The organism is Gulosibacter sediminis, assembly GCF_023370115.1.
GTDB lineage: Bacteria > Actinomycetota > Actinomycetes > Actinomycetales > Microbacteriaceae > Gulosibacter > Gulosibacter sediminis_A.
The window spans coordinates 2,434,274-2,461,249 of sequence record NZ_CP097160.1; the positions used below are offsets into that span (position 1 = coordinate 2,434,274).

Sequence of the window (26,976 nt, forward strand, 5' to 3'; positions counted from 1 at the left end):
CGAAGATGGGCACATGCCTGCCCCCATCGTGCCCCTCGACGATCTCCTCGCCCGCGCCCACATCGTGTCGCTGCCGCTCAACACGAAGTTCCGCGGCGTGACCCACCGCGAGGCGGCGCTCATCGAGGGCACCGCCGAGGTCGCGGGCCAGCCCGTGTGGAGCGAGTTCTCGCCGTTCCTCGAGTACGGCCCCGCCGAGGCGTCGACCTGGCTGGCCGCGGCAATCGAGTACGGCTTCTCGCCCACCCTCGACCGCCGCACTTCGGGCTCGGTGCCGGTGAACGCGACGGTGCCAGCGGTCGCCGCCGAGCGCGTCGCCGAGGTGCTCGCGCGCTACGACGGCTGCGAGGTCGTCAAGGTGAAGGTCGCCGAGCGCGGTCAGTCGCTCGCCGACGACCTCGCGCGGCTCGAGGCGGTGCGGGGCGCTGCGCCCGATGCTCGCCTCCGCATCGATGCGAACGCGGGCTGGTCGGTGGCCGAGGCCACGACGGCCCTGCGCACCCTTGCCGACGCCGGCTTCGAGTTCGAGTACGCCGAGCAGCCGGTCGCGACGATCGAGGAGCTCGTGCGGCTGCGGGAGGCCCTCGCGGGCGGCCCGGCCGCACGCATCCGCATCGCCGCCGACGAGCTCGTGCGCAAGGCGAGCGACCCGCTCCAAGTCGCCCGCTCGGGCGCCGCCGACCACCTCGTCGTCAAGGCCCAGCCACTCGGCGGGGTGAGCCGCGCGGCCGAGATCGTGCGCGCATCCGGTCTCACCGCGACCGTGTCGAGCGCCCTCGACACCTCGGTGGGCATCGTCATGGGCGCGCAGCTCGCGGCGCTGTTGCCCGAGCCCGTATTCGCCGCGGGCCTCGGCACGGTCTCGCTCTTCGCCGACGAGGTGAGCGAGCCGCGGCGCCCCGTCGGCGGCCGCATCTCGCTCGCCCCGGTCGTGCCCGACGAAGCCGCGCTACGCACGAACGCCGCCCCGAAGGAGCGGCGTTCGTGGTGGTTCGAGCGGATGCGCGAGTGCTACGCGCGGCTCGAGGCCAAGTAACTTCTCGGCGGCCTACAGGCCCGAGTACGAGTGCAGGCCGGTGAAGAACACGTTGACGATGCCGAAGTTGAACATCACGGTCGCGAAGCCGACGATCGCGAGCCAGGCCGAGGGCCCGCCGCGCCAGCCCTTCGTGCTGCGCGCGTGCAGGTAGCCGGCGTAGACCACCCAGATGATGAAGGTCCACACCTCCTTGGTGTCCCAGCCCCAGTAACGACCCCACGCGGCCTCGGCCCAGATTGCGCCGGCGACGAGCGTGAAGGTCCAGAAGATGAAGCCGACGACGTTGACGCGGAACGCCAAGTCCTCGAGGCGCTCCGAGCTCGGCAGCGCCGAGAGCGGACCGCCCTTCGCCGCCGCCCCCGCGCGCACGCGCGCCTCGCGGCGCTGCTGCAGCAGTTGCAGCACCGACAGGCCGAAGCCGAGGGCGAGGAAGCCGGTCGCGAGCGACGCGATGAACACGTGAATGACGAGCCAGTAGCTCTGCAGCGCAGGCTGCAGCGGCATGACCTCAACGCGGAAACCGACGGTCGCGATGCCGAGGAACAGCGTCACCATGCCGGTGATGAAGGTGCCGAGGAACCGGAGATCCTGCCACAGCTGCGAGACGAGGAACACGAGCACGATGAGCAGCGTCGCCGTGAGCGTGAACTCGTACATGTTCGACCACGGCACGCGCCCGGCCGCGAGGCCGAGGGTGAGCGCCGAGGTGAAGTGCGCCGCGAAGCCGACGAGGGTCGCGATCATCGCGGCGGGCAGGAAGCGCGTCGCGCGCAGGTCGCGCCAGCTCTCGCCGCCGCCGGCCTTGGTGGCACGCACGGCGGTGCCGCCCGAGCCGCCCGCCTCGGGCGCCTTCGACGTCACGATGCCGGCGTCGCCCGCATCGGCGTGGCTCACGGTGGCGCCCACGAGCTCGCGCGAGGTCGCGCCGAGGGCCGAGCCCGAGTTGCGGGCGGCCGCGGCGCGCTTCGCCTCGGCCGAGCCGCGGCCCGAGAGGTCGAGCGCGAAGAGGATGAACGCCACGGCGTAGACGCCCATGGCGACGTAGTACGCGATGTCCGACCAGTTGATGAGGGATTCGATCATGTGGGGTGTTGCTCCGAGCGGCGAGGATCCGCCGACATTCTGGTTGCGCCGGGGCGCGACCGAGTCAGGATTCGCCGCTCGACGAGGCGGCGGCAGGATGCTTCAAGGATACGAGCTCGCGCGTGCAGGCGTCTACGAGTTCGTTCACGGCCCGTGCCAACTGCGGGTCCTCGCCGCGCGCGAGGCCGGCGAACTCGACGAGCACGCCGTCGCCGGCGCCCTGCACCTTCACCCAGGTGCGGCGGCGCGGCACGAGCAGCGACGAGATGAGGCCGGCGATCGACAGGAAGACGAAGACCGCGACCGGCACGCGCGTGTAGTCGCGGTGCACATCGAACGACGCGTAGCGCGGTACCTCGGCGTCGAGTGTGATGGTGCCGAGGCCGTTTGGCAGTTCGATCGTCTCGCCCGGGCGAAGCTGCATCGCCTCGCCGTGGTCGCCGCCAGCGATCTGTGTGAGGTTTTCGGTGTCGAGGCGGTAGACCGAGGTCGGAATGCCATCGTCGAGCCCGAGGTCGCCCACGTAGACGTTGAGCGAGAGCATCGGGTCGAGTAGGTCCTGGTTCGTCGACGTATAGGCGCCCGACTCGAGCTGCGTCGCCGTCGGGTAGAAGAAGCCGACCATGCCGACCTGCTCGGCCAGCCCATCCGGAATCTTCACGACGCCGGTCGAGGTGAGGAACGAGTCCTGGGGAATGAACACGACCGAGTCGTGGAACACCTCGTTGCCGTCGGCGTCGCGCACGGTCACCGTCGGCGCGTACCCGTTCGCGAGCAGGTAGGTGTCGGTACCGTCCATGCGCAGCGGGTCGTTCACCTTAATGACGTCCTGGTACGCCTCCTGGCCCGGATGCTGCACCGTCACGTTCGCGGTGTAGTCGGTCGGAATACCGATGGCGTTCTGATTTTCGTCCTCGTACGTCACCTGCAGGTCGTCGAGTTTGATCGAGAAGCCGGGGATCTGCCCCGGCGTGAAGAAGCGGCCGGGTGTGAATGACGAATAGCTCACGAGGCCGTTGACGTACGACTGCCCCTCGACGAGCACGCGCTGGCCGTGCCAGTTAAAGCCCGACAGCACGCCGACCGAGATGATCACGCCGAGCATGCCGACGTGGAAGATGAGGTTGCCCGTCTCGCGCAGATAGCCGCGCTCTGCCGACACCGAGAGGGTGCCGGCGCGCTTGCCGCGGGCCTGCGTCTCGTAGAGCATCGTGCGGTAGCGGCGCGACTTGAGCAGCCGCTGCGCTGCGGCGACGATCTCGCCCTCGCGACCAACCCAGCGCGCGTCGAGCTTCAGCGTCGCGTACGCGTCGAGGCGCTGCAGCCGGGCGGGGGTGCGGGGCGGCTTCGAGCGCAGCGCCCGGAAGTGGTGCGCGGTGCGGGGCAGGATGCAGCCGACGAGCGACACGAACAGCAGCAGGTAGATCGCCGAGAACCACCACGACGAGTAGACGTCGAACATGCCCCACTGGTCGAGCGTCGGCGCCGTGTCGGGGTGATTCGTGAAGTACTGGGTGACGCCGTTCGGGTCGCTCGAGCGCTGTGGCACGAGCGAACCGGGCACGGCCGCGATGGCGAGCAGCAACAGCAGGATGATCGCCGTGCGCATGCTCGTGAGCCAGGTCCAGAGGTTGCGCAACACCGTGACGGCGCGCGCTCCGGGCCCGCGGCGGGTGCCAGCGGGCTGCTGCTTCGGCGCGCGAATGCTGGGTTCGAACCCCTCGCTGCCGGCGTCGATGTGATCAGAGGGGCGCGACATATCCGGGAAGAATAGATCCGATGTAGGAGACGAACAGCTGCCACACGCCAGCAACCATGAGCACGCCGATCAAGATGATCAGGGCGGCGCCGATGAGGTTGATGGTGCGGATGTGCCGCTTGAGCCAACCGATCCAGCCCGTCGCCGAGCTCCAGAACACGGCGGCGAGCACGAATGGGAGGCCGAGGCCGAGGCAGTAAGCGAAGGCGAGCAGCGCGCCGCGCCCGGCCGAGGCCGAGTCGAACGAGAGCGACTGGATCGCGACGAGGGTCGGGCCGATACACGGCGCCCAGCCGAGCGCGAAGATCGCGCCGAGCAGCGGTGCGCCGACGAGGCCGGCGGGTGCGCGGCCGAGCTTGATCGTGCGCTGCCAGGGGCCCGCCATGCCCATGAACACGAGGCCCATGAGAATCACGACGACGCCGAGGATGCGCGTGATGGGGTCTTGGTAGCGCAGGAACCAGACGCCGAGCTGACCGAAGAAGGCGCCGGTGACAACGTAGATCACCGAGAAGCCGAGCACGAACAGCAGGGCGCCGAGCGCGACGCGACCGCGGGCCGGGGCCGCGGCCTCGCGCACCGCGGTGGCCGTGCCGCCCGACGCGGCCGGCTCGCGCGCATCCTGCTTGTTCTTGTCGGAGTTCTTGGTGTCTGATTTTTTGGTGTCGGAGACCGCGCCGAGCATGCCGATGTACCCCGGAATCACGGGCAGCACGCAGGGCGAGGCGAATGAGATGAGCCCGGCGAGCAGCGCGATCGGCAGCGCCGCGAGGAGCTGCCCGCTGATGATGACTTCGCCGGGGTTCACGAGCTACTCGGCGAGCGCGTCGTCGATCATCGAGCTGAGCACCGAGGTGTCAGCCAGGCCGCGAATCACGGCGGCGACCGAGCCGTTGCGGTCGAGCACGAGGGTCGACGGGATAGCCTGCGGCGACACGTTGTCGGCGAACGCGAGGCGCACGCCCGCGTCGTCGACGTCGAGGATGCTCGGGTACGTCACGCCGAACTCGTCGGCGAACGACTGGGCGGTTGAGGCCTGGTCGTAGACGTTGACGCCGACGAACTGCACGCCGTCGTCTTCGTACTTCTCGTTGACGCTCTGCAGATCGGCGGCTTCGGCGCGGCACGGCGGGCAGGCCGCGTACCAGAAGTTGACGACGACGACCTCGCCGGCATAGTCCTCGCTCGAGAAGGTGTCGCCCGACTCGGTCGGCCCCTCAAAGGCGATGGGGTCGGCGCGTTGGTCGGCGGGGAAGATCTCCCACGAGCCGTCGCCCGAAACGTAGCCCTGCTCAGAATCTGCGGCGTACTGCTGCGCGAACTCGTCGTTGGCGCAGCCGGTGAGGGCGAGGGCCGTGGCGAGGCCGAGCGCGGTTGCGGTCACTCGGCGGTGGCGTCTGCTCACACAGCTCCCTGGTCGGTGGCCCCAGCGAGTTCGCTGGCGGCCGGTTCGTGATAATCGGCTTCGATGAAGCCGGTTGCCGGGTGGTATTCGAGCACAGTGATGCTCGAAAGGGCGCAACGGCGCTTGGCTGGATTGTGCGGGAGTGGCCGGTGGGTCACGGCCCGGTGCACCATCCAGATCGGCAATTGGTGTGTCACCACGATAACATCGGCGCCCTTCGCGGCGGCCGCGTGCTCGAGCAGCGAGGCCTTCATGCGGGCGACGATTTCGGTGAACGGTTCGCCCCAGCTTGGCACCCACGGCAGGGCGAAGTGTGGCCAGTTGCTTGGCTTGCGCCAGGCGCCGTCGGGGCCGCCCAGGCGCTGGCCCTCGAAGACGTTCCAGGGCTCGACAATGCGGTCGTCGATGACCGGCTCGAGCCCGAAGGCCTCGGCGACCGGCGACGCCGACTCCTGCGTGCGCACCAGCGGCGAGACGACGAGACGCCCGGCCGGCACGTTGCGCGCCGCGAGATCGTCGGCCGCGAGCTTCGCCATGCGATGGCCCCGGTCGCTGAGATGGTAGTTCGGCAGGCGCCCGTACAGAATGCCCTCGGGGTTGTCGACCTCGCCGTGCCGCACCAGGTGGATTCGCTGCTCCTGCATAGTCGCAAGCCTAGCGAGACGCGTCTGCGTAGGCTGATCGCATGGAGGATTGGATCGAGCATCGGCGCGGCCTCGACCGCGAACTGCTGGGCTGGATGCGCCCCGACGGCGACCACTTCGTCGTCATCGATCTGCTCGGCCGCGAGCGCACCGCGCCGCTCGACTGGTTCGCCGCCGAGGAGTTCCTCGAGGAGCTCGGCCTGCGGTACCTCGCCGACAAATATGAGCTGCGGCTGGCGGATGCGCGGTGGCAGACCGTGCGGATCGTCGAGTCCTCGCCCACGCGCATCCGCCTACTCGAAGACGACGGTTCAGCACAGGCAATCGGCGCCCCGCAGGTGTTCCACGACATCGCTTTCCCGGCCGACCCGAGCATCCTGCGCCCCGCCGACGCGTAGCCGCGGCTGAGCCGCCGCTGCGAGGGCACGTGCGCGCGGCGCCGGGCGACTAGGATGGCGGGGTGACTCAACGAACCGTGATTGCCGCACTTGCCGGGCTCGAGGATGGACCGGTCAAGGTTCAGGGCTGGGTAGACACCGTCCGCGACCAGAAGAAGGTGCAGTTCGTCGTGCTTCGCGACGAGACTGGCGCCCTGCAGCTCGTGAACCCGCGCAGCGAGGGCCGCGAGCAGATTAGCGACACGATCTCGTCGCTCGCGCAGGGCACCATGCTCACCGTCACCGGCGACCTCAAGAAGGACGAGCGCGTGAAGCTCGGCGGCCTCGAGGTGAAGGTCGGCGAGATCATCGTCGAGTCGGAGGCCGACCCCGAGACGCCGATCGCCGACGACACGTCGATCGACAAGCGCCTCGACTGGCGTTTCCTCGACCTGCGCACGCCGCGCAACAACACGCTCTTCCGCGCCCAGACCACCTTCACGCACGCGATGCGCGACTACTGGTTCGAGCGCGACTACATCGAGGTGTTCACGCCGAAGCTCATGGCGAGCGCGTCGGAGTCGAACGCCGAGCTGTTCAAGGTCGACTACTTCGACCGCCCCGCGTACCTCGCGCAGTCGCCCCAGTTCTTCAAGCAGATGGCGCAGTCGGCCGGCTTCGGCAAGATCTTTGAGATCGGCCCTGTGTTCCGCGCCGACCCGTCGTTCACCTCGCGTCACGCGACCGAGTTCACCGGTGTTGACGCCGAGATCTCGTGGATCGACTCGCACGCCGATGTCATGAACATGCAGGAGGAGCTCATGCGCACCGCCCTGCAGGCGGTCTCGGAGCGCCACGGCGACGCGATCAAGGAGCACTTCGACGTCGACGTGAAGGTGCCCGACGTCGCGTTCCCGCGCATCCCGCTGCTCGAGGCGCGCGAGATCGTGCAGTCGCGTGGCCACAAGTTCGAGCGCGACGACCTCGACATGGACCCCGAGGGCGAGCGCGAGATCGGCCGCTGGGCGCTCGAAGAGCACGGCAGCGAGTTCGTGTTCCTCACCGACTACCCCGTTTCGATCCGCCCGTTCTACCACATGCGGCACGAGCACGACGCGTCGCTGACGAAGTCGTACGACCTCATCTGGAACGGCGTCGAGATCTCGACGGGCGCGCAGCGCGAGCACCGCATCGACGTGCTCGAGCAGCAGATCCGCGAGAAGGGCCTCGAGCCCGAGGAGCTCTCGTTCTACCTCGACTTCTTCCGCTACGGCGCGCCCCCGCACGGCGGCTTCGGCATGGGCCTCGCCCGCATGATGATGCTCATGCTGCACCAGGCGAACCTGCGCGAGGTGACCTACCTCTTCCGCGGCCCGAACCGCCTCACGCCGTAACGCGCATCCGCTTTGGCGCCGCTTGGCGCTACGACTCGACCCCCGTGCAGCTGTTGCTCGGGGGTCGAGTCGTTTCGGAGCGTCGTGCGCCTAGGACGAGGCCATGGCGGCCGGCAGCGCCACCGAGATCACGAGGGCGATGATGACGGTGTTGAAGACGTAGGCGATGACGTTGTGGATGAGCGCGTTGCGGCGTGAGCGCCGAGTCTCGAACATGCCCTTCGCCAGGTTGTAGCCGGTCGACACCTGCAGCGACACGAGCAGAAAGTCAACGAACGACGGGGCCTCGCGCGACTCGATGAACTCGCCGCCGTCGGCCGCCCAGTCGCGCATGTACCGCACCGCGAAGGCGACGACGATGAGGATCCACGAGCCGACCATCGCGACGAGCGCGCCGTAGGTCGCCAGCGGGCTCTCGCGCACGCCTGGCACGATGATGAACGCGAGCACGCAGATGAGCGAGATGCCGCCGGCGCCGATCGCGGTCGACACCTCGTCGAAGCCTGCCCAGCGCAGTTGGCGCTCTTCGTCTGCGTTGCGTGGTGACGAGAAGCGCGCGAGCGTGGCGAGGTCCTCCCCCGCGGCCCCGCGGAACGCCCAGAGCGTCAGCGGCACGTAGGAAAGCACGCTCGTCGCCTGCATGACGGCGTACGCGAAGATCACCGGAACCGCGATGCGCTCAAGTCGGTCGGACCACGTGCTCGCCTCGTCGAAGTCGCTGAAACCGGGGAGCAGCAGCGGCACGAGCACCGAGATGCCGATGGCGCCGACGATCCACTGACGGTGGTCCTCGCGGGCGAGCCAGCGCGGTTGCATCGCCTGACTGCTGCCGTTGTCATTCTTCCGCCGCCCCAGACCCATGTGCCCGAGGGTAGTGGATGCGGTGTGGCAGGTTTGGTCGGTACCCTCGGGTCGTCCGCTCGTGTTGATTGGCTCTGGGCAGATCCGACACGACGCAACATGACGGCAGAGAGGAACGAACATGCTCGATCCCAACTCTGAAGCAAGTCAGGGCATTGCCGGGCGGCAGCAGGCCATGCAGTCAGTGGCGCAGGCGCTCATTCAAGTTCTCGCTGATGCCTCGCCCGAGTTCACAGCCGCGCGGTACTCGTGCCGATACGTTGGCGGTCTCTCGCACGCAAGCACGACGAGGGAGCCAAGAACCCGCCGCCATATCGGGACTAGCCGAACTCATCGACGCCGCAGGCACACCGTTCCCAGCATTTTCTTGTGGCGCAACTTGCTGCGGATCCCGCGGAAATCCTGAGCGGCGCCTCAACGCGCGGTCGCGAATCGGTACGTACCCTCGTGCCGATGCAAACTCTGGGTGATCGGCTTTCAAGCCGCGAAAACGGCCTTGACGTCCTGCGCTTCCTGCTCGCCGCGGTCGTCATCGTCTCCCACACCTGGCTCATTTCGGGCTTCAGCTCGCATCCCACCCGCGGCCTCGGCGAGTGGGCGGTGTTCGCGTTCTTCGTGCTGAGCGGCTACTTGGTCACCGCATCCGCCGCCCGCATGCCGATCGGCCCGTACCTCTGGCGGCGCGCGCTCCGCATCTTCCCCGGACTCTGGACGGTTCTGCTGGTGACCGCGTTCGTCTTTGCGCCGCTCGCGTCAGTCCTCTCGATGCAGCACTACGACTTCGGCGACGCCGTGAGCTACGTCACAAAGAACGCCCTACTCGAGGTGAATCAGTCGACGATCGACGGCACCCTCGAGCTCGAGCCCTACCGGGCGACCTGGAACGGCTCGCTCTGGACCCTCATGTACGAGGGCGCCGCGTACCTCGCGGTCGGCGTGCTGTTTCTCAGCAAGTGGGTGCGCGGGCACCTGCACCTCGTGATTCCGGTGCTCTTCGTCGCCGCGAGCGTCGCGCTGCCCCTCGCCGAGGGCCCGCTCGGCATCACGAACGAGGTCGCGCTCGCCGCGCTGCGCCTCGCCCGCTACTTCCTCGCCGGGATGCTCCTCTACGTCTTCCGCGAGCACATCACTCTGAATCCCTGGCTGCCGATCGCCTGCGCGGCCGCGGTCATCCCGCTCGCGACGATGGGCTGGGGCACCTACCTCACGCCGCTGCCGCTCGCGCTCGCCGTGCTCTGGGCGGGCGCGGTGCTGCCGCTGCGCCTGCCGCACCGCGTCGACCTCTCGTACGGCATGTACATCTGGGCGTTCCCGATTCAGCAGCTGATCATGCTCTTCGGGCTCGGCTGGCTGAATCCGTGGGTGACGGCGGTGATCGCGTTCACGATCGTCGTGCCGCTCGCGTGGCTGTCGTGGACCTTCGTCGAATCGCCGGCGCTGCGGCTGCGCCGACTCGTGCCGACCCGCCCGCGAGACGACAACGCGGCGCGAAGCCGGGGCCCCGCGCCGCTCACGTCACCCGTCGCCGCTACAGGTCGGCGTACAGCAGCTCTGGCTGCTCAATCCGGTCAGTCACGAATGTGAGGAACTGGCTCGCGGCCTCGCCATCGCAGACGCGGTGGTCGAAGACAAAGCTAAAGGTCGCGACCTTGCGCAGCGCGATCTCGCCGCGGTAGGCCCACGGGCGATCGTTGATGCGCCCGATGCCGAGCATCGCCGCCTCAGGCTGGTTGATGATCGGCGAGGCGCCGTCGACGCCGAAGGCGCCGTAGTTGTTCAGCGTGAAGGTGCCGCCGCGCAGTCGCTCGGGCGGGAACTTGCCCTCACCCGCCGCGGCGACGACCTCGCCCACCGCATCCCGCAGCTGGCGCAGGTTCATCGACTCGGTGTGGTGCACGACCGGCACGACGAGCCCGCGCGGGGTCTGCGCCGCGAGGCCGAGGTTAATGCGCCCGTGTTCGATGACGGCGTCGCCGTCGAAGCTCGAGTTGAGGCGAGGATGCTTACGCAGGCCAGCGACAACGAGGCGCGCGATGAGCGTCGTGATGCTGAACTTCTCGCCCGTCGCCTCCTGCAGGCTGCGGCGCAGCTCGATGAGCGGCGTCACGTCGACGTCGAGCCAGATCGTCGCCTTCGGCACCTCGGCGTGCGAGGAGGCCATGTGCTTCGCGGTGACGGCGCGCATGCCGCTGAGTGGCACTCGGCGGTCGCCGAAATCGGCCGCGTTCTGCGCGGCGAGCTCGGCGGTCGCCGGCACATCGGATTGCAGTTGCGCGATCGCCGCGCGCACGTCGTCGCGCAGCACGAGGCCGTTCGGGCCGGTGCCCTGCAGGTGCCGCGCGTCGAAGCCGGCCTCCTTCGCCTCGCGGCGCACGAGCGGCGACATGACGGGCGAGTTGCGCGACTCGTCGAGTTGGCCGAATGTTGCGGGGTTGGCGGCGCTGGCGGATGCGGCGGCCGGGCTTGAAACTGCGGGAGCGACGTTCGCGACGGATGCCGAGCTCGCGCCGGTCTCACAGCTCGCGGCCGCGGGTTCAGCGCACTTGCTGCGGCGCTTGAAGCGGCCGCCCTCGGGGCGCTTCAGCCGCGCCTCGCTGTCGTTCGTGCCGTAACCGATGAGCACGGCGCCCGAGCCGGCGTTGACGGCGGTGCCGTCGGCCCGCTCGGCGGGTTCGGTGGCCTGCGCTGGGGCGGGAGCCGGCGCATCCGACTCGAGCTGCGCATCCGCGCCGACGCCGACCGTGAGCAGCACCTGACCGGCGTTGAGCGTGTCGCCCACCGCGCCGCCAAGCGATACGACGGTGCCCGCGTAGGGCACGGGCAGCTCGACGATCGACTTCGCCGACTCGACCTCAACGACGAGCTGGTCGATGTGCACCTCGTCGCCGACGGCGACCTTCCAGTCGACGATGGTCGCCTCGACGAGACCTTCGCCGAGGTCGGGCAGGATGAATTCTCGGTTCATGATCACCACTCCCAGGTGTCAAGTGCGGCGAGCACGCGCTCGGCAGTGGGCAGGTAGAACTCCTCGAGCTTCGGCGAGGGGTAGGGAATGTCGAAGCCGGTGACGCGCAGCACGGGGGCGTCGAGCCAGTGGAAATTGCGCTGCATGACGCGGGCCGCGACCTCGGCGCCGTAGCCGCCGAACTGAGCCGCCTCGTGAATCACCGCGGCGCGCGAGCACTTGCGCACCGAGGCCGACACCGTCTCATCATCGAAGGGCGAGAGCGAGCGCAGGTCGATGACCTCGACACTGAGCCCCTCCTCGGCGCCAAGCTCGGCGGCGCGCAGGGCGACCTCGACGGTTGGTCCGTAGCTGAGCAGTACGACGTCGTCGCCCTCGCGCAGCACGCGGGCACGGTTCCAGTCGGTGCCGGGCTCGTCGCGGCGCACCTCGCCGCGGGTCCAGTAGCGGCGCTTCGGTTCGAAGACGATCACCGGGTCTTGCGAGTCGATCGCGTGGCGCAGCTGGTGGTAGGCGTCGTGCGCGTTCGAGGGCGTCAGCACCGTGAGGCCCGGGGTGTGGGCCCAGTAGGCCTCCGACGAGTCGGAGTGGTGCTCGACGCCGCCGATGCCGCCGCCGTAGGGGATGCGGATGACGAGCGGCAGCTCGACCCGCCCGCGCGTGCGGTTGCGCATCTTCGCGACGTGCGAGAAGACCTGCTCGAGGGCCGGGTAGCTGAACGCGTCGAACTGCATCTCGACGACGGGGCGCATGCCCGCCATCGCCATGCCGATCGCGGTGCCGACGATGCCCGACTCGGCGAGCGGCGAGTCCCACACGCGCTGCGGGCCCCACTTCGCTGCGAGGCCGTCGGTGACGCGGAAGACTCCGCCGAGCGGGCCGACGTCCTCGCCGTAGACGACGACACGGTCGTCAGCGGCGAGCGCATCGTCGAGTGCCCCGGTGAGAGCGGCGGCGATGCTCAGGGTCTCGGGCGCGGATGCGGTGGGCACGTCGCGCTCCTCGGGCTCGGCCGCGGCGGCGGTTTCGTAACCGGTGTCGATCATGGTCATGCCTCCCTCGTTGCGAGCTCGGCCGCCAGCGCATCGCGCTGTTCGCGCAACGCCGCGCGCGGCTCCGCATAGACGTGCTCGAACAGTTCGAGTGGGTCGACCGTGACGTCTTCGTTCATGACGTCGCGGGTGAGCTGTGCGATTTCTTCGGCCTCGGGCACCTCGGGCACCTCGCCTGTGGCCGCGAGGTAGCGCTCGAGCCGCTCGATCGCATCTTGCTCGCGCCACGCATCCGCCTCGGCCGATTCGCGGTAGCGACTCGGGTCGTCGGAGTTCGTGTGCGCCTCGAGGCGGTAGGTGCGGGCCTCGATGAGTGTCGGGCCCTGGCCGGCGCGGGCGCGCTCGGCGGCCTCGCGTACGACCGCGATGACGGCGGCGACGTCGTTGCCGTCGACGCTGATGCCCGGCATGCCGAGGCCGGCGCCGCGGTCGGCAATCGAGCGCGAGCGGGTCTGGTGCTTTAACGGCACCGAGATGGCGTACTGGTTGTTCTGCACGAAGAAAACGGTTGCGGTCTGCCAGGTTGCCGCGAAGTTCATCGCCTCGTGGGCGTCGCCCTCGCTTGTCGAGCCGTCACCGAGATAGGCGAGGGTGACGGTGTCGCGGCCCTGCAGGTGCTCGCCGTGTGCGAAGCCGACGGCGTGCAGCGACTGGGTCGCGAGCGGGGTCGAGAGCGACGAGGCACGCCACTCATACGGGTCGTACGCGACGTGCCAGTCGCCGCGGAAGAACGCGAGGATCTCGCGCGGGTGCATCCCGCGGGTGAGCAGTGCCGATGACTCGCGGTAGGTCGGGAAGAGCCAGTCGCGGTCTTCGAGGCCGAGCACGCTGCCGACCTCGCCGGCCTCCTGGCCGTAGGCGGATGGGTAGGTCGCGAGGCGACCCTGGCGGGTGAGCGCGGTGACCTGCGCCTCCCAGCGGCGGGCGATGACCATGCGTCGGTAGGCCTCGACGAGCGTGTCGCGGTCGGGCAGCTCGTAGCCGCCCTCGACGGGTTCGCCAGCCGCGTTGAGCAGCTGAATGGGTGAGTCGCTGGGAAGCAGCGACGCGACGTCGTTGTCTCGCATGGCTCCAGGATGCGCCGGGCCGGCCGGCCGCGCGAGGCTTGCGAGGGAGGCGTGGTCGCCTTGCCCAATCGTCCGTGAAGTTTCGCCGTTTGTCTGGCGTTTTGGGGTGTTTGCAGGCCGTTTGTCTGGGTGATATTGGCGGGGCTATTCGCCGGTTTCGCCGTCGATCGACTCGCGGATTAGGTCGGCGTGGCCGTTATGGCGCGCGTACTCCTCGATGAGGTGCACGAGGATCCAACGGAGCGAGACGAGTTCCTCGCCTTTCCATACCTCGTAGCTCGAGTCGAGCGCCGCTGTGCGGCCGAGTTCGCCCGTGACGTGGCTAATGACCGCGCACGATGCGTTGACGGATGCGCGCCAAAGTTCGCGAAGCTCGTCGCCCGACGCCGTGCTCACGAGGTGCCAGTCGGCGTCGTAGTCGGCCTGCCAGTCGGTGCTCGCCCAGGGCTCGTTGGAGTTGCCGCCGACGTGCTGGGCGAGCCAGTTGTCTTCGACGTAGGCGAGGTGCGCGAGCATGCCGCCGAGCGACATCGTGCTCGGCGCGAGCGTCTGGCGGAGCTGCTCGTCGGTGAGCGATCGGGTCTTCCACTCGAGGGTGTCGCGCTGGTAGCCCAGGAAGCCGATGAGGGTCTCGTATTCGTCGCCGGTGAAGGGAGGTTCGGTGCGTCCATGGTCGTCGATCGTCATGGGGCGAGTTTGGCATGGCGGGGCGGGAGGGCGTGGTGTCGGAGGCTCGTGGTCAAGTAGTTCCAGCCCCCTAAAACCACCGTCGACTCGTCCACCACCACTGCCCCGCAACCGTGTCGGAGGCTCATGGTGCAGTAGTTCCACTCCCCCAGATTCCGTTGCCGACTCGCTCCTCGCCCACACTGTCGTGGCCAGGAACTCCCAGCAAAAAGATCGCGTCCAGGGGTCACGTTTTGGCCCGCTCACGCGTCTCCAAGACAACAACGAACACATCCGCCCGGCTCCGAACTATCTGCCGCTCTTGCTCGAGGAGGTGACCCCCGATGACCGCACCCAACCCCGCCACGCCCGAGGACACCGGTGAGGGCTTCGAGCCCACCCGGCACGCGCACCAGCATCGGCCAGACGGCACCACCCCAGAACCCGAAACCGACGGCATCAACGAGTATGTGCGTGACCACCGCGACACCTACTTGGAAGGCGAACGCCAGGCACGCCTCGGCGAGTTCCTGAAACTCACCGCCCTCGCCGGCGCCTACGGCGACGCGGTCGCGCGCACCGAACTCCAGGTCGAAGAACGCAGCTACGTCGCGAGTTACGACGACCTGTTCCGCCTGAACCTGCGGTCGATCGTCGCGGACTTCGGCATCAAAACCAACGAATCCGACGCCGCGCTCGTCAACCGGGCCCACGACGCGCACCGCCTGACGACTCAGCACGTGTGTTGGTTGCCGGCACTGCGCGACGGCGGCGTCACCATGCGCCACGCCCGCGTACTCCTACGCTACGCGAACAACGTGCCCGACGAGCGCCGCGACGACTACACCCGCAACGTCCTCGACTACGCCCTCACCGCGACCGTCACCCAAACCGACACGTACGCGCGCAAGCTCGCCGCGGATCTCGCGGCGCCGGAGTTCGAAGAAGCATTTCAGCACGAGTACGCGCGCCGCCGGGTCACGATCGAGGACCGCGACTTCGGCATGTCCACGATCCACATCGACGTGCCCACCGCACAAGGTCACGCGATCGTCGACCTCGCCGATCAGCAAGCCCGTTTCCTGCACACTGAGCACGAGGCTGAGGCCGACGAGCACCGGCAACGCGTCCGCACCGCCGCCGCGACAGGAACCGCTCTGTCGACCGAGGACGCCGAGTTCGTCGAAGACACCCGCACGCTCCGGCAGTTGCAGACCGACCTCGTTGTCGACACGCTCCTCACCGCGACCCCGCAAGCCATCATCGACTCGCCCACCGCGGGCGCGGCCCGCGTCACCGCGACCGTGAGCGTCGTGATCCCGGTGATGAACCTCATCAACCCCGATGCGCCCCGCGAAGTCGCGACCATCGACGGGATGAACCCGTTCAGCATGACCGAAGCCCGCGAACTCGCGGCTGGCGCGTCGTGCTTCCAGCGCATCCTCACCGACCCGATCACCGGGCACGTCCTCACCGTCGATACCCGCAAACCCACCACCGAGATGCGGCGATTCTTGCAAATCCGCGACCAAACATGCGTGTTCCCCGGGTGCCGACGCGCCGCGCATCGCAGCGAGTTGGATCACATCACGCCGTGGGCCGCGGGCGGCAACACATCCGTCGATAACCAGGCACACCTGTGTCGACAACACCACATCCTGAAACACCAACGACCGTGGCGATACCGGCACCTGGGCAACGGGATCTACGAATGGGAATCCCCACTCGGAGAGGTCTTCATCACCCGCGCCGACCCAATCGGACCACGGAAGCCTGTCTTCAGACCCTCCGACGGACTCGGGGAGAGCTCTGCCTACGACCCAACCACAGGTCCCGCACCCTTCTGACACGGGAGAACTCTGCCCACGGGGGAGAACTCTGTCTACGACCCGCTCGGAGATCTGGCGCCCATCCAAGCGGCGAGCGCTCCGCATCCTGCCAAGAACGCTGCCTACGCCCCGACGACAGATCCAGCGCCTTTCCGATGTGGGGTTTCCTCTGACGTGAGAGGGCCGGCTCTGTCTTGAAGTCGCCCAAGCCCGCGGCGATCGCGCGGCAGGCCGGGCGCCTACTCGTCGTCGGGGTCCGAGAACGAGGTGTCGTCGAGGGGGTCCTTCGAGCGCTCGCCGATGATCAGGTGGGTGCGCACCGACTCGACCCCGGGCATCCGCAGTACACGCTGCAACACGGTCGTGCTCAGTTCCTCGTGCGATGGCGCGGCGATCTCCACGAGATAGTCAATGTCACCGGCGATCGTGTGCACCCGCGTGACGAACGGCACTTCGAGCAGGCGGTCGGCAAGGTCGGCGCCAGCCGCGGTCGCGCCGGTATCGACCACCAGCAGTGCCCGCACCGGCAGGCCCGCCGCCGCGACATCAACCCTCGCCGAGAATCCGGTAATCACCCCATCGGCAATCAGCTGCCGAAGTCGCTCATGAGCGGCCGAACGCGAGATGTGCACCGACTCCGCGAGCGCGCGAATCGAGAGCCGCGCATCCTTCCGCAGCGCCCGAACAATGGCCCGGTCGATTTCGTCTCGCATGACCTCGATTATTGCGGAGGCAAACTACACGCGCGTGAGTGCAGCGCGTAGACGCTGCTGGTCAACGAACCACGTCGAATGCTGCACACCATCGATCGCCACAACGGGAATCAGTTCGCCATACTGCGCCTGCAACTGCGCATCCTCAAGGATGTTGTGGCGCCGCAACTCAGCACCCGCGGCTGCCGCCTCCGCAACGACCACCGTCGCGGCATCATCACAAAGGTGGCAGCCCGGCTTCTCGTACAGGTCGACGATCATGGCAGCGGCACGTGGGTCGTGTCGACGGGGTCGGTCTTGTGCGCCTTGACACGCAAACGCAACGTGACCACCGCAACAATTGCCGCAGCCAGAGAGCCGAACAGCACACCGAGGTGCGCAAATTCGAGGAAAGTCTCATCACTTCGGAACGCGAGCTCACCGATGAGCAGCGACACGGTGAAGCCGATACCGGCCAGCCCGCCAAGCGCGGCGATGTCCCACATATTGATCTGCTTCTCGAGCCGGAACATCGGCAGCTTGTGCAGCACGAGCACGGTCAAGAAGATGCCAAGCGGCTTGCCCACGAACAGGCCAAGGAACACGCCGAGGAACACGGGGTTTGTGATCGCATCCGCGAAGCTCCCCTCCCCCGGCGCAAACGGCACACCGGCGGCAAAGAAGGCAAACACCGGCAGCGCGATTCCCTGCGAAATCGCGTTCCAGTCGTGCTCCATGTCCTCCGCAAGCGAGATCTCATCGTTCCCTCGCGGCAGCGCGGGCACGACGAGACCCAGCAGCACCGCCGCAATCGTCGCGTGCACACCGGCGAGCAGCATCAGCCACCACGCAATGAGCGCGATCGGCACGAGCAGCCAGATCTTGTTAATGCCGCGGTTCACCAGGTACGCGTAGAGGCCGATCACGACGAGCGAGCCAATGAGCGCAATAAAGTTGAGGGCCGCGGTGTAGAAGATCGCGATCACGATAATGCCGAGCAGGTCATCCATCACCGCGAGTGTGAGCAAGAAGGTGCGGAACGCGCTCGGGAGCCCCTTGCCCACAACGGCGAGCAAGCCGAGGCAGAACGCGATGTCGGTGGCGACTGGAATCGCCCAGCCCTGCATCCCGTCGATGCCGCTCGCGCCCACCACAATTGCGTAGGTCGCAGCGGGCACCACCATGCCACCCACCGCGGCGGCGATGGGCAGGGATGCGGTGCGCGGGTCGCGCAAGGCACCTGTCACGAACTCGCGCTTGAGTTCGAGGCCGACCACGAAGAAGAAGATCGCGAGCAAACCGTCGCTTACCCAGTGGCCGATCGACATGTGCTCGATGCCGATCCACGGAATCGGTAGATCGAAGTCGCGCACGTTCTCGTAGAACGGCGCAAGCGGCGTATTCGCGACGATGATCGCGAGCACTGCGGCAATCAGCAGCAGCGTGCCGCCGGTCTTGCGCGAGTTGAGGCGCTCCTTGAGCGAGAAGCGGTCGTCGGGACGATGAGCCGTCATCGGCATCTCCAGTCATCTAGGCGTGCAAAAAACTCCCGCTGACCAGACTTCCCAGCACACCTCGGGCAAGTGTACGTGGCAGCACGCCTCACGGAAAACGCGTGAGGGGCGCCGGTCGCCCGGAGCCCCTCACACAGCAGCAGTCGTTACTTCTTGTTGCGACGCTGGTGACGAGTCTTGCGAAGCAGCTTGCGGTGCTTCTTCTTCGACATGCGCTTGCGGCGCTTCTTAATCACTGAACCCATAGTTATTCCTTAAATCTTGCGGGATGCGCGCAGAGGCCTCCGAGCACGCGGAGGCACATCCTGCGATTTTACACCCGAGGGTGGGTTAGGCGCGCTCTTCGCCGCGAATTCCGGCGATGGTGTCCTGAACAGCTGACTCCGGCACGCGATATGAGCGACCAAACTTCACGGCGGGCAGGTCGCCCGCGTGCACCATGCGATACACGGTCATCTTGGACACACGCATCAGCTCGGCGACCTCGGCAACCGTGAGAAAGCGGACGTCAGACAGTTCCGATTCCATACTCTCCCCCAGATTGTTGTTGCGGTCGTGCCCCGTGTGACGGTTGTGAACGGAGTGCTGAGTCAACATTAGAGTGTTGCTCCCAGAATCTTCAAGCCTCGGGTATATAGTGCCGCGCATTCATCTCCCGGTCGTACGCCGGTCGCCCGCGCGTGGTTGCAGATCCCTTGCACCCGAGTACGATCGCAGTCATGCCGAGCCCGGAGACTGCGCGGCGCTCGCCGGTACGTCGAGTGCGCGATTGGGTCACCAGCATGAGCACGCACTCTCCGAGTCGCTTTGCCGTGCTGGCGTTCACCGGCATCATTTTTCTCTTCACGTTCGTATTGATGCTCCCCATCTCCTCCGAGAATGGGCACTTCACGCCGTTCCCGCAGGCCCTGTTTACTGCGGTCTCAACTATCTGTGTCACGGGCCTCTCGGTCGTCGACATGGCGACACACTGGTCGGTGTTCGGCGACGGCGTCATCTTCCTCGGCCTCCAGGTCGGCGCGATCGGCGTGCTCACGCTCGCGTCGATCCTCGGCACCGCCGTCACCCGCAAGCTGGGCCTGCGACAGCGACTCATGGCCGCATCCGACCAAAACTCGCTGCGCCTGCACTCGGGCCCGGTCGCCGAGTCGCAGGCGGTGCGCCTCGGCGATATCCCGGGCGTGCTCGTCACCGTCGCGGTCTCGCTCGTCATTATCGAGACGATCATCGCGGTGCTGATCCTGCCGGTGCTCCTGCTGCAGCCCGACTACGGGCCCTGGTGGGTCGCCCTGCGCGATGCCTTCTATTACGCCGCGAGCGCGTTCACGAACACCGGCTTCACGCCGAACGCCGAGGGCCTCGCCCCGTTCGACCACAACCTCTGGTTCCTCGTCTGCCTCTGCACCGCGGTGTTCATCGGTTCGATCGGCTTCCCCGTCATCTTCGCGCTCACCCGCTGGGTGAAGACGCGCCAACGCCTCAGCGTGCACGTGAAGCTCACGCTGACGACCACCGTGATCCTGTTCCTCGCCGGCTGGATCATCATTTACCTGCTCGAGTTCGACAACCCCGAGACGCTCGCGGGCCAGGAACCCTGGTTCGCGCCGTTCACCGCAGGCTTCACGTCGGCGATGACGAGATCTGGCGGCTTCTCGACGGTCGACATCGCCTCGATGAACGACTCGACGCTCACGGTCATGAGCATGCTCATGTTCGTCGGCGGCGGCTCGGCTTCGACGGCTGGCGGCATCAAGGTGACGACCATTGCGATCCTCTTCCTCGCCGCCGTCGCCGAGGCGAAGGGTGTGCAGGACATGCAGGTCTTCCGCCGCCGCATCCCGAACGACGTGCTGCGCCTCGCCGTCGCGGTCGCGCTCTGGGGCGCGACAATCGTCGCGGTCGCCTCGATTTCGCTCATGCACATCACCGGCACCGAGTTCAAATACGCCCTGTTCGACACCATCTCGGCGTTCGCGACCTGCGGCCTCTCGACCGGCCTCACACAGAACCTGCCCGACACGGGCGTCTATATCCTCACCGCCACGATGTGGTTGGGTCGAGTCGGCACCGTAACGTTCGCGGCCGCAGTCGCGTCGAGCGACCGAAAACAGCTCTACACGCTGCCCGAAGAAAGGATCATCGTTGGGTGACGCAATCTCCCCCACCGCCCCGGTGCTACTGATCGGCCTCGGCCGGTTCGGCGCCGCCACCGCGGGCCAGCTGCAGCGGCTCGGCCGCGAGGTGCTCGCCGTCGACACCGACGCGAACCTCGTGCAGAAGTGGGCCGAGCGCGTCACGCACGCCGTGCAGCTCGACGCCCGCAACATCGACGCGCTCAAGCAGATCGGCGCGCAGGAGTTCTCGATCGCGGTCGTCGCGGTCGGCACCTCGATCGAGGCGAGCGTGCTCGTCACCGCAAACCTCGTCGACCTCAAGATCCCCCAGATCTGGGCGAAGGCGATGTCGACGACGCACGGGCGGATCCTGCGCCGCATCGGCGCGCACCACGTCGTCTTCCCCGAGGCCGAGGCCGGCGAGCGCGCCGCGCACCTGCTCAACGGGCGCATGCTCGACTTCATCGAGTTCGACGACGGCTTCGTGCTCTCGAAGATGTACCCGCCGAAACCGCTGCGCGGCAAGACGCTCGCCGAGTCCGAGATCCGCACGACTTATCACGTAACAGTCGTTGGCGTGAAGTCACCCGGCGAGGAGTTCACCTACGCCGAGGCGGGCACCATGATTTCCGATCACGACGTCATCATCGTCGCGGGCGAACCCGAAGACGTTGAACGCTTCTCCGGTCTGCACATCTAGGCTCGAACCATGCCTATGAACGTCGAGTCATTCAATCTTGACCACCGCGCCGTGCGCGCCCCCTACGTGCGCATCGCCGATCGCAAGGAGCTGCCCGGCGGCGACGTGCTCGTGAAGTACGACGTGCGCTTTACGCAGCCGAACGTCGGCCACCTCGACATGCCCGCGGTGCACTCCATCGAGCACCTCACGGCCGAGCTCATGCGCAACCACACCGACCAGCTCATCGATTTCTCGCCCATGGGCTGCCAGACGGGCTTCTACGCCCTCATGCTCGGCGTCGAAACCGACGACTTCCTGCCGCTGCTCGAGCAGACCTTCGGCGACATCCTCGAAGCAAGCGAGGTGCCCGCGGCGAACGAGGTGCAGTGCGGCTGGGGCGCGAACCACTCGCTCACGGCGGCGCAGGATGCGGTGCGCGGCTTCCTCGGCTCCCGCGACGAGTGGCTCGACGTCACCGGCGAAGACGCCTGATGCGGCTGATCCTCACGGCCATGCGCGAGGAGGCCGAGCCCTTCGTTGACGCGCTCACCGACTCGAGTAAGGTCACCACGCCGTTCGCCGGCACCTTCGCCTGGCGCGGCACCTTCGCCGAGCAGGAGGTCACGATCGCGACCGCCGGCATCGGCCTCGCGGCGGCCGCCTCGATCGCCGCCTGGGCCGTCACGCAGTGGTCGCCCGAGCTCGTCGTCTCTGGCGGTACGTGCGGTGGGCTCGCCCCGCAGACCCGCGTCGCCGAGGTGGCCATCGCCGACTCGACGACGTATGGCACGGCAGATGCGACCGAGTTCGGCTACGAGCGCGGCCAGGTGCCGCAGCAGCCGCTGCGCTTCCCCGTGAGCGAGCGCGCGCTCGCCGCTGCCCGCGAGCTCGCGGCCGCACCCGAGCGCGCCGCCGAGGGCGCCCGCTGGCACGTCGGGCGCATCCTTTCGGGCGACACCTTCGTGACCGCCCGCAACGTCGCCGACATGCGCGAGGCCTTCGCCGATGCGGTGGGCACCGACATGGAGTCGTGCGCCATCGCCCAGGTGTGTGCGTCGCTCGACACCGAGTTCATCTCGGTGCGCGGCATCTCCGACCTCTGCGGGCCCGAGGCGGGCGTCGACTTCCACGTCGGCGTCGACGTCGCCGCGGCGGCGAGCCGCGACGCGGTCGACGCGATCCTGCGCGCGCTCTAGCTAAGCGTCGACGCGCAGCTCGAGCACGTCGCGCAGCAGCAGTCGGTCGACGTGCTCGCCCTCTGCCGAGAGCCACTCGCCGATCTCGCGCAGCATCGACTCGGGCGAGGCGAGGCGCACGTGCTGCCACGTGCGCGAGTTGTCGACGGCGAACGCTCCCGGCCCATCCGGCGTGATCGTGAGCCAGCCGCGCACCTGCGCGACCTCGGCGAAGGTCTCGCGGAACCGCGTGACCCGGTGCGGGAACTCCTCGAGCGGCACGCTGCCGGGCTCGCCGCCGCGCACGACGTGACCCCGCGTATCCAGTCCATAGGTGCCGGGGTGCCACAGGCGGTCGTCGATGAGCGCGAGGCGTCGGCCGCAGAGCACGGCGTGCGAAATGGTCGAGATGTACTCGTCACCGTCGGGCAGGCGCAGGCCGTGCACGATGCGCACGCCGGGGATGCGCTCGAGCGCCTCGAGCGTCGGGCCAATGAGCTGCTCGGCGTACTGCCGGCGAATGGGGTTCACGCCCGCGAGCGAGTGCTGCAGCGCAACCTCGCCGGGCGTGCCCCACTGGCGCTGCTCGGAATCAACGGCCGGGGCCGTCTCGTTCGCGATGTCGCAGAGCATCCGCTCGCGCACCATGCGCTTGGTGCGCGGGTCGAGGCCCCACGAGGCGAGCAGCGCGAGCAGCACGCCCACAAGCGAGAGCACGCCGCGTGCGACGTAGAACGGCACTCCCTCGGGCGCACCCTCGAAGATCCGGAACATGGCGATGAGGAACGCGCCGGCCGCGTCGAGCGCGATGCCGGCGATGTTCGCCCAGAAGAGGATGCGCGCAAGCTGCAGCCGCGCGCCGACCCAGCGCAGCGAGATCCACACGAACGAGAGTACGAGCAGCACGTAGCTCGCGATCCACCACGGCACGACGAGCCCGAACACCGACTGTGCGATGCAGACGCCGATGGTGCAGAGCACGAACGGCAGCACGGTGAGCAGCTCGCGCAGGCGCGGCCCGTGCACGATGGGCCGCGCGGGCGGCCATACCTCGGGGTGCGGGTGCCACGCCGTGCGGTACCAGCCCATGCGCCGCACGTCGACCTTCGGCTTCGGCAGCCGCTCAAAGGTCGGCACCTCGTCGGTGCCGGCAGCGGTGCTGTGTGCCGCGGGGCGGGGCGGAGCCGGGCGTGCGCGGCTCGCGCGCTGCTGCTGGCGCAGGCGCACGCCGTGATCGCGCCGCACGGGCGCGACACCGGTGAGCTGCGCGAGCCACGCGTCGTGCTCGGCACGGCGACGGGGGTTCGTGAGCACCTCGACCGCGAGGCGCACGCGCGTGAACTGCTGCGCGTCACCGCCAAGGTCGGGGTGCGTCTCGCGCTGGCGGGCGCGGCCGGCGCGGCGAAGCTCGGCGTCAGAGACATCGGGCTCGACGCCGAGGACCTCGTAGAGATTCTCTGGAAAGTCGGGGCTCATGCCGAGCCCGCAGCGAGTTCATCGTTGCGGCGGATGTTCGCGCGCATGGCCGCCTCGAAGGTGCCCGCCAGGTCGGCGGCCTCGAGCTGGGCGATCGACTGCTCGGTCGTGCCCTTGGGGCTCGTGACGGCGCGACGCAGCTCGGCGGGCGTCTTGTCGGGGTTCGCGGCGACGAGGCCGACGGCGCCGTGGAAGGTCTGCACGACGAGCGCGTGCGCCTCCTCGGCGCTCATGCCGATGCGCTGCGCGGCCTCGGTCATCTGCTCGATGAGGAAATAGACGTGCGCGGGGCCCGAGCCCGAGATCGCGGCGAGGGCCGGGATGCGCGACTCCTCGAGCTCGACGACGGTGCCAACAGCCGAGAAGATCGCTCGGGCATAGCCCATCGCCTGCTCATCGGCGGCGGTGCCACCCGCAATGCCTGCGGCGCCGAGGCCGATGGCGGATGGGGTGTTCGGCATCGCGCGCACGACGCGCACGTCGGGGCGCAGCCGCGCCTCCATCGCCTCAGTCGTGATGCCCGCGGCCACCGAGATCACGACGGCGCCGGGCTCGATCGCGTCGCCCACCTCGTCGAGGAGGTCGGCGATCATGTACGGCTTCACGCCGAGCAGCACGATCTGCGCGCCCGCGACGGCCTCACGGCTCGCGTTCGGGTTCGTCTCAATGGCGGCCGCCTCGACCCGCGGCTCCTGGGCGAAGCGGTCGGCCGATGCCTGCGACTTGGTCGTCACGCGCACCGGCAGCTGCGCCAGCGCGTCGCCAGCCAGCAGACCGTCAAGAATGGCGCCGGTCATGTTGCCGGTGCCGAGAATGGCGAGGTTTGGCAGAGCGTCAGTCACAGTTAATGAGTCTATTCTGGTCGCATCGATCACGGTGACCCCGCGCGGGGCACCGTGAAATCACGCCGCTACAGAGGGGATGCCGATCATGACGTCGAATGCCGCGGAGACCGTGCGCACGCTGATGCTCGAAAGCGCCTACGTGAACGAAGTGCTCAAGGTAGCGATCGACGACAACGAGAAGGTCGCCGGGGTGCAGTTCTGCCTCGCCAACATCGACGACCTCGGCGCCCTGCCGCCGCTGTTCGCCCAGCTGCGCGCCGACATCAAGCTCGCGCTGCCCGAGGTTGAGCACGTGTTCCTTGAACCCGACGTCACCGAGCGGCGCGCCGAAGCCGTGCCCACCGAGAACGTCGTCATTCGCGGCTGGGACTAACTAGCGCCCCGCGAAGAATTCGCTCAGCGGAGCCGCACACTCGGCCTCGAGCACGCCGCCCACCACCTCGCTGCGCTGCGGAAGTCGCCCGTCGCGCAGCAGGTCGTAGACCGACCCCGCCGCGCCGGCCTTCGCATCCCATGCCCCGAAGACCACCCGCGCGACGCGGGCGGTGAGTGCCGCGCCAGCGCACATGACGCACGGCTCGAGCGTGGTGAAGAGGATGCAGTCGTCGAGCCGCGAACTGCCCCGCGCGGCCGCCGCCTCCCGCAGCGCCACGATCTCGGCGTGCCCGGTCGGGTCGTGTTCGACCTCGCGCACGTTGCGCCCGGTGCCGAGCACGTGCCCGTCGGCGTCGGTGACGACCGCGCCGATGGGGATGTCGCCGGAGGCCCCGGCGAGGCTCGCCTCGGCGAGGGCCACCCGCATCAGGCGTTCGTAGAGTTCGGGGACGCGCATCCGACACCTCCGACTCCGCACGCGACGCAATTTCGCTCGCTACGCTAACTCCTATGGAGCTGCACGTCGCGAACCACCCGCTGATCGACCACAAGATGACGCTGCTGCGTGACAAAGCGACGCCGTCGCCAGCGTTCCGCGAGCTCGTCGCCGAGCTCGTGAACCTGCTCAGCTACGAGGCGACGCGCGGCTTGCGCGTCGAGCCCGTCGAGTTCGCGACGCCGGTTGCCACCACGACCGGCTCGAAGGTGACCGAGCCGCTGCCGCTTGCCGTGCCGATCATCCGCGCCGGTCTCGGCATGCTCGACGGCTTCCTCAAGCTCATGCCGTACTGCGAGGTCGGCTTCGTCGGCATGCGCCGCAACGACGAGACCCTGCAGCCCGAGACCTACGCGAAGCGCCTGCCCGAAGACCTCGCCGATCGCCAGTGCTACGTGCTCGACCCGATGCTCGCGACCGGCGGCTCGCTCGCCGCCACCGTGCACTTCCTGCTCGAGGCCGGCGCGACTGACGTCACGGCCATCTGCCTCGTCGCGGCACCCGAGGGCGTCGAGAAGATGCAGGCCGAGTTCCCCGACGCGAACGTGCGGGTCGTCGTCGCCGCCCTCGACGAGGGGCTCAACGAGCAGGGCTTCATCGTGCCCGGCCTCGGCGACGCGGGCGACCGCCTCTACGGCGTCGTCGACTAGGCGTCCGAGCCGACTCCGAGCACGAGGTACTCGACCTGCTGCTTGACGAAGGCGAGCCCCTCGCACGCCTTCAGTGCGTCGGCCTTCGCGCGCTGGAACTGCTGCGCGAGCGCCTCCGGCCAGTGCGGCAGCCGCGACTGCAGCGCGTCATCGAGTCGCTCGAGGGACTCCTCGAGGCCGATGTTGCCGGGGTCGACCGGCGCGCGGCGTGGCACTCCCCTGGCATCGAGCGGTGCGGACTCGCGCAGCGCGTCCTCGAAGCTGGTGATCGCGCCGATGAGCTCGGCCGCGAGTTCGGTCCAGCTGTTGACGAGGCCCTGAAACTCGAGCGCGGTGGGCGTATCGAAGCCGCTGCGCGGAATGCCGTCGAAGTCGGCGCGCACCAGTTCGAGCAGGCCCATGAGTTCGGCGCGCGACGTGCTCACAATTTGCACACTGTCCGCGATCGCACGATCCATATCAGCCTGGTTCATGGCCCACCTTTAAGCAAAACTGACAGCCGTCTCGGCCTGGTGCGAGTATACGAACGCGAGGTCAGGGCCCGCCCGACCGGGGCCTGAAATCACCCCGAGGGATCACCCAATACAACTTCCGACCGATATTCGGCCGCGAGCCGAACGTCCGGAAGTCACTTGATTTCGAATAACGACTTGACTTTGGTTGAGGGCGCAAACAAACTTAACATCATGACTGCAAATTACGCCCGCCCTGTGTACGCCCTTGAGGTGGCAGGTCGAGCCGGCATGATGGCCGGCGTTGTGGCGTGCTGTCGAATGTGTCGCTAGCACGTATTCCCGCGCACATCTCGCGCACCCC

General features: G+C 68.1%; 30 protein-coding genes. 11 read left to right on the top strand and 19 right to left on the bottom strand.

Annotated features, from left to right (window positions below):
• The first annotated feature begins 13 nt into the window (after positions 1 to 13).
• The gene (locus M3M28_RS11215; RefSeq protein ID WP_249386540.1) at positions 14 to 1,036 is read left to right on the top strand and encodes an o-succinylbenzoate synthase; all 1,023 of its coding nucleotides are present in this window, start codon (positions 14 to 16) and stop codon (positions 1,034 to 1,036) included.
• 12 nt (positions 1,037 to 1,048) lie between these two features.
• Here M3M28_RS11215 and ccsB read toward each other — a convergent pair whose 3' ends face one another.
• From ccsB to M3M28_RS11240, 5 genes are all read right to left on the bottom strand, one after another.
• Positions 1,049 to 2,122, bottom strand: coding sequence for a c-type cytochrome biogenesis protein CcsB (gene ccsB / locus M3M28_RS11220; RefSeq protein WP_249386541.1), 1,074 nt, complete (start codon positions 2,120 to 2,122; stop codon positions 1,049 to 1,051).
• Positions 2,123 to 2,186: 64 nt separating this feature from the next.
• Complete coding sequence (gene resB, locus M3M28_RS11225) at positions 2,187 to 3,881, bottom strand: cytochrome c biogenesis protein ResB (RefSeq protein ID WP_249386542.1); 1,695 nt, start codon at positions 3,879 to 3,881, stop codon at positions 2,187 to 2,189.
• Positions 3,865 to 4,689 carry a cytochrome c biogenesis CcdA family protein gene (locus M3M28_RS11230; protein ID WP_249386543.1) on the bottom strand — a complete coding sequence of 275 codons (825 nt, stop codon included), beginning with the start codon at positions 4,687 to 4,689 and terminating at the stop codon, positions 3,865 to 3,867. The genes resB and M3M28_RS11230 overlap by 17 nt, the downstream gene beginning before the upstream one ends.
• A 3-nt stretch (positions 4,690 to 4,692) precedes the next feature.
• On the bottom strand, positions 4,693 to 5,265 hold the full coding sequence (locus M3M28_RS11235; RefSeq protein ID WP_249386544.1) for a TlpA family protein disulfide reductase: 573 nt from the start codon (positions 5,263 to 5,265) through the stop codon (positions 4,693 to 4,695).
• A 17-nt stretch (positions 5,266 to 5,282) separates the two neighbouring features.
• Positions 5,283 to 5,930 (bottom strand): histidine phosphatase family protein, encoded by a 648-nt coding sequence (locus M3M28_RS11240; protein WP_249386545.1) that lies wholly within the window; start codon positions 5,928 to 5,930, stop codon positions 5,283 to 5,285.
• Positions 5,931 to 5,971: 41 nt separating this feature from the next.
• On the opposite strand from M3M28_RS11240, the gene M3M28_RS11245 reads away from it, so the two are divergent.
• The gene (locus M3M28_RS11245) at positions 5,972 to 6,328 is read left to right on the top strand and encodes a hypothetical protein (RefSeq protein WP_249386546.1); all 357 of its coding nucleotides are present in this window, start codon (positions 5,972 to 5,974) and stop codon (positions 6,326 to 6,328) included.
• 62 nt (positions 6,329 to 6,390) lie between these two features.
• Positions 6,391 to 7,701 carry an aspartate--tRNA(Asn) ligase gene (gene aspS, locus M3M28_RS11250; RefSeq protein ID WP_249386547.1) on the top strand — a complete coding sequence of 437 codons (1,311 nt, stop codon included), beginning with the start codon at positions 6,391 to 6,393 and terminating at the stop codon, positions 7,699 to 7,701.
• 90 nt (positions 7,702 to 7,791) lie between these two features.
• Here aspS and M3M28_RS11255 read toward each other — a convergent pair whose 3' ends face one another.
• A complete protein-coding gene (locus tag M3M28_RS11255; RefSeq protein WP_249386548.1) occupies positions 7,792 to 8,517 on the bottom strand; it encodes a DUF1345 domain-containing protein in 726 nt (241 codons plus the stop codon).
• 498 nt (positions 8,518 to 9,015) lie between these two features.
• Between M3M28_RS11255 and M3M28_RS11260 the strand changes: the two genes are divergently transcribed.
• Complete coding sequence (locus tag M3M28_RS11260; protein WP_249386549.1) at positions 9,016 to 10,146, top strand: acyltransferase family protein; 1,131 nt, start codon at positions 9,016 to 9,018, stop codon at positions 10,144 to 10,146.
• Here M3M28_RS11260 and M3M28_RS11265 read toward each other — a convergent pair.
• The 4 genes from M3M28_RS11265 to M3M28_RS11280 all read right to left on the bottom strand — a co-directional run bounded on the left by M3M28_RS11265 (position 10,091) and on the right by M3M28_RS11280 (position 14,333).
• On the bottom strand, positions 10,091 to 11,527 hold the full coding sequence (locus M3M28_RS11265) for a dihydrolipoamide acetyltransferase family protein (RefSeq protein ID WP_249386550.1): 1,437 nt from the start codon (positions 11,525 to 11,527) through the stop codon (positions 10,091 to 10,093). The genes M3M28_RS11260 and M3M28_RS11265 overlap by 56 nt on opposite strands.
• Positions 11,528 to 11,529: 2 nt before the next feature.
• Positions 11,530 to 12,579 (bottom strand): alpha-ketoacid dehydrogenase subunit beta, encoded by a 1,050-nt coding sequence (locus M3M28_RS11270; RefSeq protein WP_249386551.1) that lies wholly within the window; start codon positions 12,577 to 12,579, stop codon positions 11,530 to 11,532.
• Entirely contained in the window at positions 12,576 to 13,646 is a 1,071-nt protein-coding gene (locus M3M28_RS11275; RefSeq protein WP_249386552.1) for a thiamine pyrophosphate-dependent enzyme, read from the bottom strand. Before M3M28_RS11275 ends, M3M28_RS11270 begins: the two co-directional genes overlap by 4 nt.
• A 144-nt stretch (positions 13,647 to 13,790) precedes the next feature.
• Complete coding sequence (locus M3M28_RS11280; RefSeq protein WP_249386553.1) at positions 13,791 to 14,333, bottom strand: DinB family protein; 543 nt, start codon at positions 14,331 to 14,333, stop codon at positions 13,791 to 13,793.
• Positions 14,334 to 14,656: 323 nt separating this feature from the next.
• On the opposite strand from M3M28_RS11280, the gene M3M28_RS11285 reads away from it, so the two are divergent.
• On the top strand, positions 14,657 to 16,159 hold the full coding sequence (locus tag M3M28_RS11285; protein WP_249386554.1) for an HNH endonuclease signature motif containing protein: 1,503 nt from the start codon (positions 14,657 to 14,659) through the stop codon (positions 16,157 to 16,159).
• Positions 16,160 to 16,380: 221 nt separating this feature from the next.
• On the opposite strand, the gene M3M28_RS11290 is transcribed toward M3M28_RS11285, so the two are convergent.
• From M3M28_RS11290 to M3M28_RS11310, 5 genes are all read right to left on the bottom strand, one after another.
• The gene (locus tag M3M28_RS11290; RefSeq protein ID WP_249386555.1) at positions 16,381 to 16,854 is read right to left on the bottom strand and encodes an Lrp/AsnC family transcriptional regulator; all 474 of its coding nucleotides are present in this window, start codon (positions 16,852 to 16,854) and stop codon (positions 16,381 to 16,383) included.
• A gap of 24 nt (positions 16,855 to 16,878) precedes the next feature.
• Positions 16,879 to 17,115, bottom strand: a complete 237-nt coding sequence (locus M3M28_RS11295; protein WP_249386556.1) for a glutaredoxin family protein — start codon at positions 17,113 to 17,115, stop codon at positions 16,879 to 16,881.
• Positions 17,112 to 18,347 carry a Na+/H+ antiporter NhaA gene (nhaA, locus tag M3M28_RS11300; RefSeq protein WP_249386557.1) on the bottom strand — a complete coding sequence of 412 codons (1,236 nt, stop codon included), beginning with the start codon at positions 18,345 to 18,347 and terminating at the stop codon, positions 17,112 to 17,114. Before nhaA ends, M3M28_RS11295 begins: the two co-directional genes overlap by 4 nt.
• A gap of 146 nt (positions 18,348 to 18,493) precedes the next feature.
• Entirely contained in the window at positions 18,494 to 18,592 is a 99-nt protein-coding gene (locus M3M28_RS11305) for a 30S ribosomal protein bS22 (protein ID WP_005504750.1), read from the bottom strand.
• Between the two features lie 85 nt (positions 18,593 to 18,677).
• Entirely contained in the window at positions 18,678 to 18,875 is a 198-nt protein-coding gene (locus tag M3M28_RS11310) for a helix-turn-helix domain-containing protein (protein WP_249388045.1), read from the bottom strand.
• Between the two features lie 254 nt (positions 18,876 to 19,129).
• Here M3M28_RS11310 and M3M28_RS11315 point away from each other — a divergent pair, with 254 nt between their 5' ends.
• Genes M3M28_RS11315 through mtnN form a run of 4 tightly spaced genes read left to right on the top strand, consistent with a single transcriptional unit; the run spans position 19,130 to position 22,339 of the window.
• Positions 19,130 to 20,497 (top strand): TrkH family potassium uptake protein, encoded by a 1,368-nt coding sequence (locus tag M3M28_RS11315; protein WP_249386558.1) that lies wholly within the window; start codon positions 19,130 to 19,132, stop codon positions 20,495 to 20,497.
• Positions 20,490 to 21,161, top strand: a complete 672-nt coding sequence (locus M3M28_RS11320; RefSeq protein ID WP_249386559.1) for a potassium channel family protein — start codon at positions 20,490 to 20,492, stop codon at positions 21,159 to 21,161. Before M3M28_RS11315 ends, M3M28_RS11320 begins: the two co-directional genes overlap by 8 nt.
• A gap of 15 nt (positions 21,162 to 21,176) precedes the next feature.
• Entirely contained in the window at positions 21,177 to 21,635 is a 459-nt protein-coding gene (locus M3M28_RS11325; protein WP_249388046.1) for an S-ribosylhomocysteine lyase, read from the top strand.
• A complete protein-coding gene (gene mtnN, locus M3M28_RS11330) occupies positions 21,635 to 22,339 on the top strand; it encodes a 5'-methylthioadenosine/S-adenosylhomocysteine nucleosidase (RefSeq protein ID WP_249386560.1) in 705 nt (234 codons plus the stop codon). Before M3M28_RS11325 ends, mtnN begins: the two co-directional genes overlap by 1 nt.
• Here the strand turns inward: mtnN and M3M28_RS11335 are convergent, their stop codons facing one another.
• On the bottom strand, positions 22,340 to 23,794 hold the full coding sequence (locus tag M3M28_RS11335) for a J domain-containing protein (RefSeq protein ID WP_249386561.1): 1,455 nt from the start codon (positions 23,792 to 23,794) through the stop codon (positions 22,340 to 22,342).
• The gene (gene proC, locus M3M28_RS11340; RefSeq protein WP_249386562.1) at positions 23,791 to 24,636 is read right to left on the bottom strand and encodes a pyrroline-5-carboxylate reductase; all 846 of its coding nucleotides are present in this window, start codon (positions 24,634 to 24,636) and stop codon (positions 23,791 to 23,793) included. The genes M3M28_RS11335 and proC overlap by 4 nt, the downstream gene beginning before the upstream one ends.
• An 88-nt stretch (positions 24,637 to 24,724) precedes the next feature.
• Between proC and M3M28_RS11345 the strand changes: the two genes are divergently transcribed.
• The gene (locus M3M28_RS11345; RefSeq protein WP_249386563.1) at positions 24,725 to 25,012 is read left to right on the top strand and encodes a hypothetical protein; all 288 of its coding nucleotides are present in this window, start codon (positions 24,725 to 24,727) and stop codon (positions 25,010 to 25,012) included.
• Here M3M28_RS11345 and M3M28_RS11350 read toward each other — a convergent pair whose 3' ends face one another.
• Entirely contained in the window at positions 25,013 to 25,471 is a 459-nt protein-coding gene (locus tag M3M28_RS11350; RefSeq protein WP_249386564.1) for a nucleoside deaminase, read from the bottom strand.
• A gap of 53 nt (positions 25,472 to 25,524) precedes the next feature.
• Here M3M28_RS11350 and upp point away from each other — a divergent pair, with 53 nt between their 5' ends.
• Positions 25,525 to 26,160, top strand: coding sequence for a uracil phosphoribosyltransferase (gene upp, locus M3M28_RS11355; protein ID WP_249386565.1), 636 nt, complete (start codon positions 25,525 to 25,527; stop codon positions 26,158 to 26,160).
• Here the strand turns inward: upp and M3M28_RS11360 are convergent.
• Positions 26,157 to 26,585, bottom strand: a complete 429-nt coding sequence (locus M3M28_RS11360; RefSeq protein ID WP_249386566.1) for a hypothetical protein — start codon at positions 26,583 to 26,585, stop codon at positions 26,157 to 26,159. The genes upp and M3M28_RS11360 overlap by 4 nt on opposite strands.
• Positions 26,586 to 26,976: the final 391 nt, after the last annotated feature.

Excerpts from the sequence above, each read along its gene's own strand:
- M3M28_RS11215 (WP_249386540.1), top strand. The coding sequence starts at position 14 with ATGCCTGCCCCCATCGTGCCCCTCGACGATCTCCTCGCCCGCGCCCAC.
- ccsB (WP_249386541.1), bottom strand. The coding sequence starts at position 2,122 with ATGATCGAATCCCTCATCAACTGGTCGGACATCGCGTACTACGTCGCC.
- resB (WP_249386542.1), bottom strand. The coding sequence starts at position 3,881 with ATGTCGCGCCCCTCTGATCACATCGACGCCGGCAGCGAGGGGTTCGAA.
- M3M28_RS11240 (WP_249386545.1), bottom strand. The coding sequence starts at position 5,930 with ATGCAGGAGCAGCGAATCCACCTGGTGCGGCACGGCGAGGTCGACAAC.
- M3M28_RS11245 (WP_249386546.1), top strand. The coding sequence starts at position 5,972 with ATGGAGGATTGGATCGAGCATCGGCGCGGCCTCGACCGCGAACTGCTG.
- M3M28_RS11255 (WP_249386548.1), bottom strand. The coding sequence starts at position 8,517 with ATGCAACCGCGCTGGCTCGCCCGCGAGGACCACCGTCAGTGGATCGTC.
- M3M28_RS11260 (WP_249386549.1), top strand. The coding sequence starts at position 9,016 with ATGCAAACTCTGGGTGATCGGCTTTCAAGCCGCGAAAACGGCCTTGAC.
- M3M28_RS11265 (WP_249386550.1), bottom strand. The coding sequence starts at position 11,527 with ATGAACCGAGAATTCATCCTGCCCGACCTCGGCGAAGGTCTCGTCGAG.
- M3M28_RS11270 (WP_249386551.1), bottom strand. The coding sequence starts at position 12,579 with ATGACCATGATCGACACCGGTTACGAAACCGCCGCCGCGGCCGAGCCC.
- M3M28_RS11275 (WP_249386552.1), bottom strand. The coding sequence starts at position 13,646 with ATGCGAGACAACGACGTCGCGTCGCTGCTTCCCAGCGACTCACCCATT.
- M3M28_RS11280 (WP_249386553.1), bottom strand. The coding sequence starts at position 14,333 with ATGACGATCGACGACCATGGACGCACCGAACCTCCCTTCACCGGCGAC.
- M3M28_RS11285 (WP_249386554.1), top strand. The coding sequence starts at position 14,657 with ATGACCGCACCCAACCCCGCCACGCCCGAGGACACCGGTGAGGGCTTC.
- M3M28_RS11290 (WP_249386555.1), bottom strand. The coding sequence starts at position 16,854 with ATGCGAGACGAAATCGACCGGGCCATTGTTCGGGCGCTGCGGAAGGAT.
- M3M28_RS11295 (WP_249386556.1), bottom strand. The coding sequence starts at position 17,115 with ATGATCGTCGACCTGTACGAGAAGCCGGGCTGCCACCTTTGTGATGAT.
- nhaA (WP_249386557.1), bottom strand. The coding sequence starts at position 18,347 with ATGACGGCTCATCGTCCCGACGACCGCTTCTCGCTCAAGGAGCGCCTC.
- M3M28_RS11305 (WP_005504750.1), bottom strand. The coding sequence starts at position 18,592 with ATGGGTTCAGTGATTAAGAAGCGCCGCAAGCGCATGTCGAAGAAGAAG.
- M3M28_RS11310 (WP_249388045.1), bottom strand. The coding sequence starts at position 18,875 with ATGGAATCGGAACTGTCTGACGTCCGCTTTCTCACGGTTGCCGAGGTC.
- M3M28_RS11315 (WP_249386558.1), top strand. The coding sequence starts at position 19,130 with ATGAGCACGCACTCTCCGAGTCGCTTTGCCGTGCTGGCGTTCACCGGC.
- M3M28_RS11325 (WP_249388046.1), top strand. The coding sequence starts at position 21,177 with ATGAACGTCGAGTCATTCAATCTTGACCACCGCGCCGTGCGCGCCCCC.
- mtnN (WP_249386560.1), top strand. The coding sequence starts at position 21,635 with ATGCGGCTGATCCTCACGGCCATGCGCGAGGAGGCCGAGCCCTTCGTT.
- M3M28_RS11335 (WP_249386561.1), bottom strand. The coding sequence starts at position 23,794 with ATGAGCCCCGACTTTCCAGAGAATCTCTACGAGGTCCTCGGCGTCGAG.
- M3M28_RS11345 (WP_249386563.1), top strand. The coding sequence starts at position 24,725 with ATGACGTCGAATGCCGCGGAGACCGTGCGCACGCTGATGCTCGAAAGC.
- M3M28_RS11350 (WP_249386564.1), bottom strand. The coding sequence starts at position 25,471 with ATGCGCGTCCCCGAACTCTACGAACGCCTGATGCGGGTGGCCCTCGCC.
- upp (WP_249386565.1), top strand. The coding sequence starts at position 25,525 with ATGGAGCTGCACGTCGCGAACCACCCGCTGATCGACCACAAGATGACG.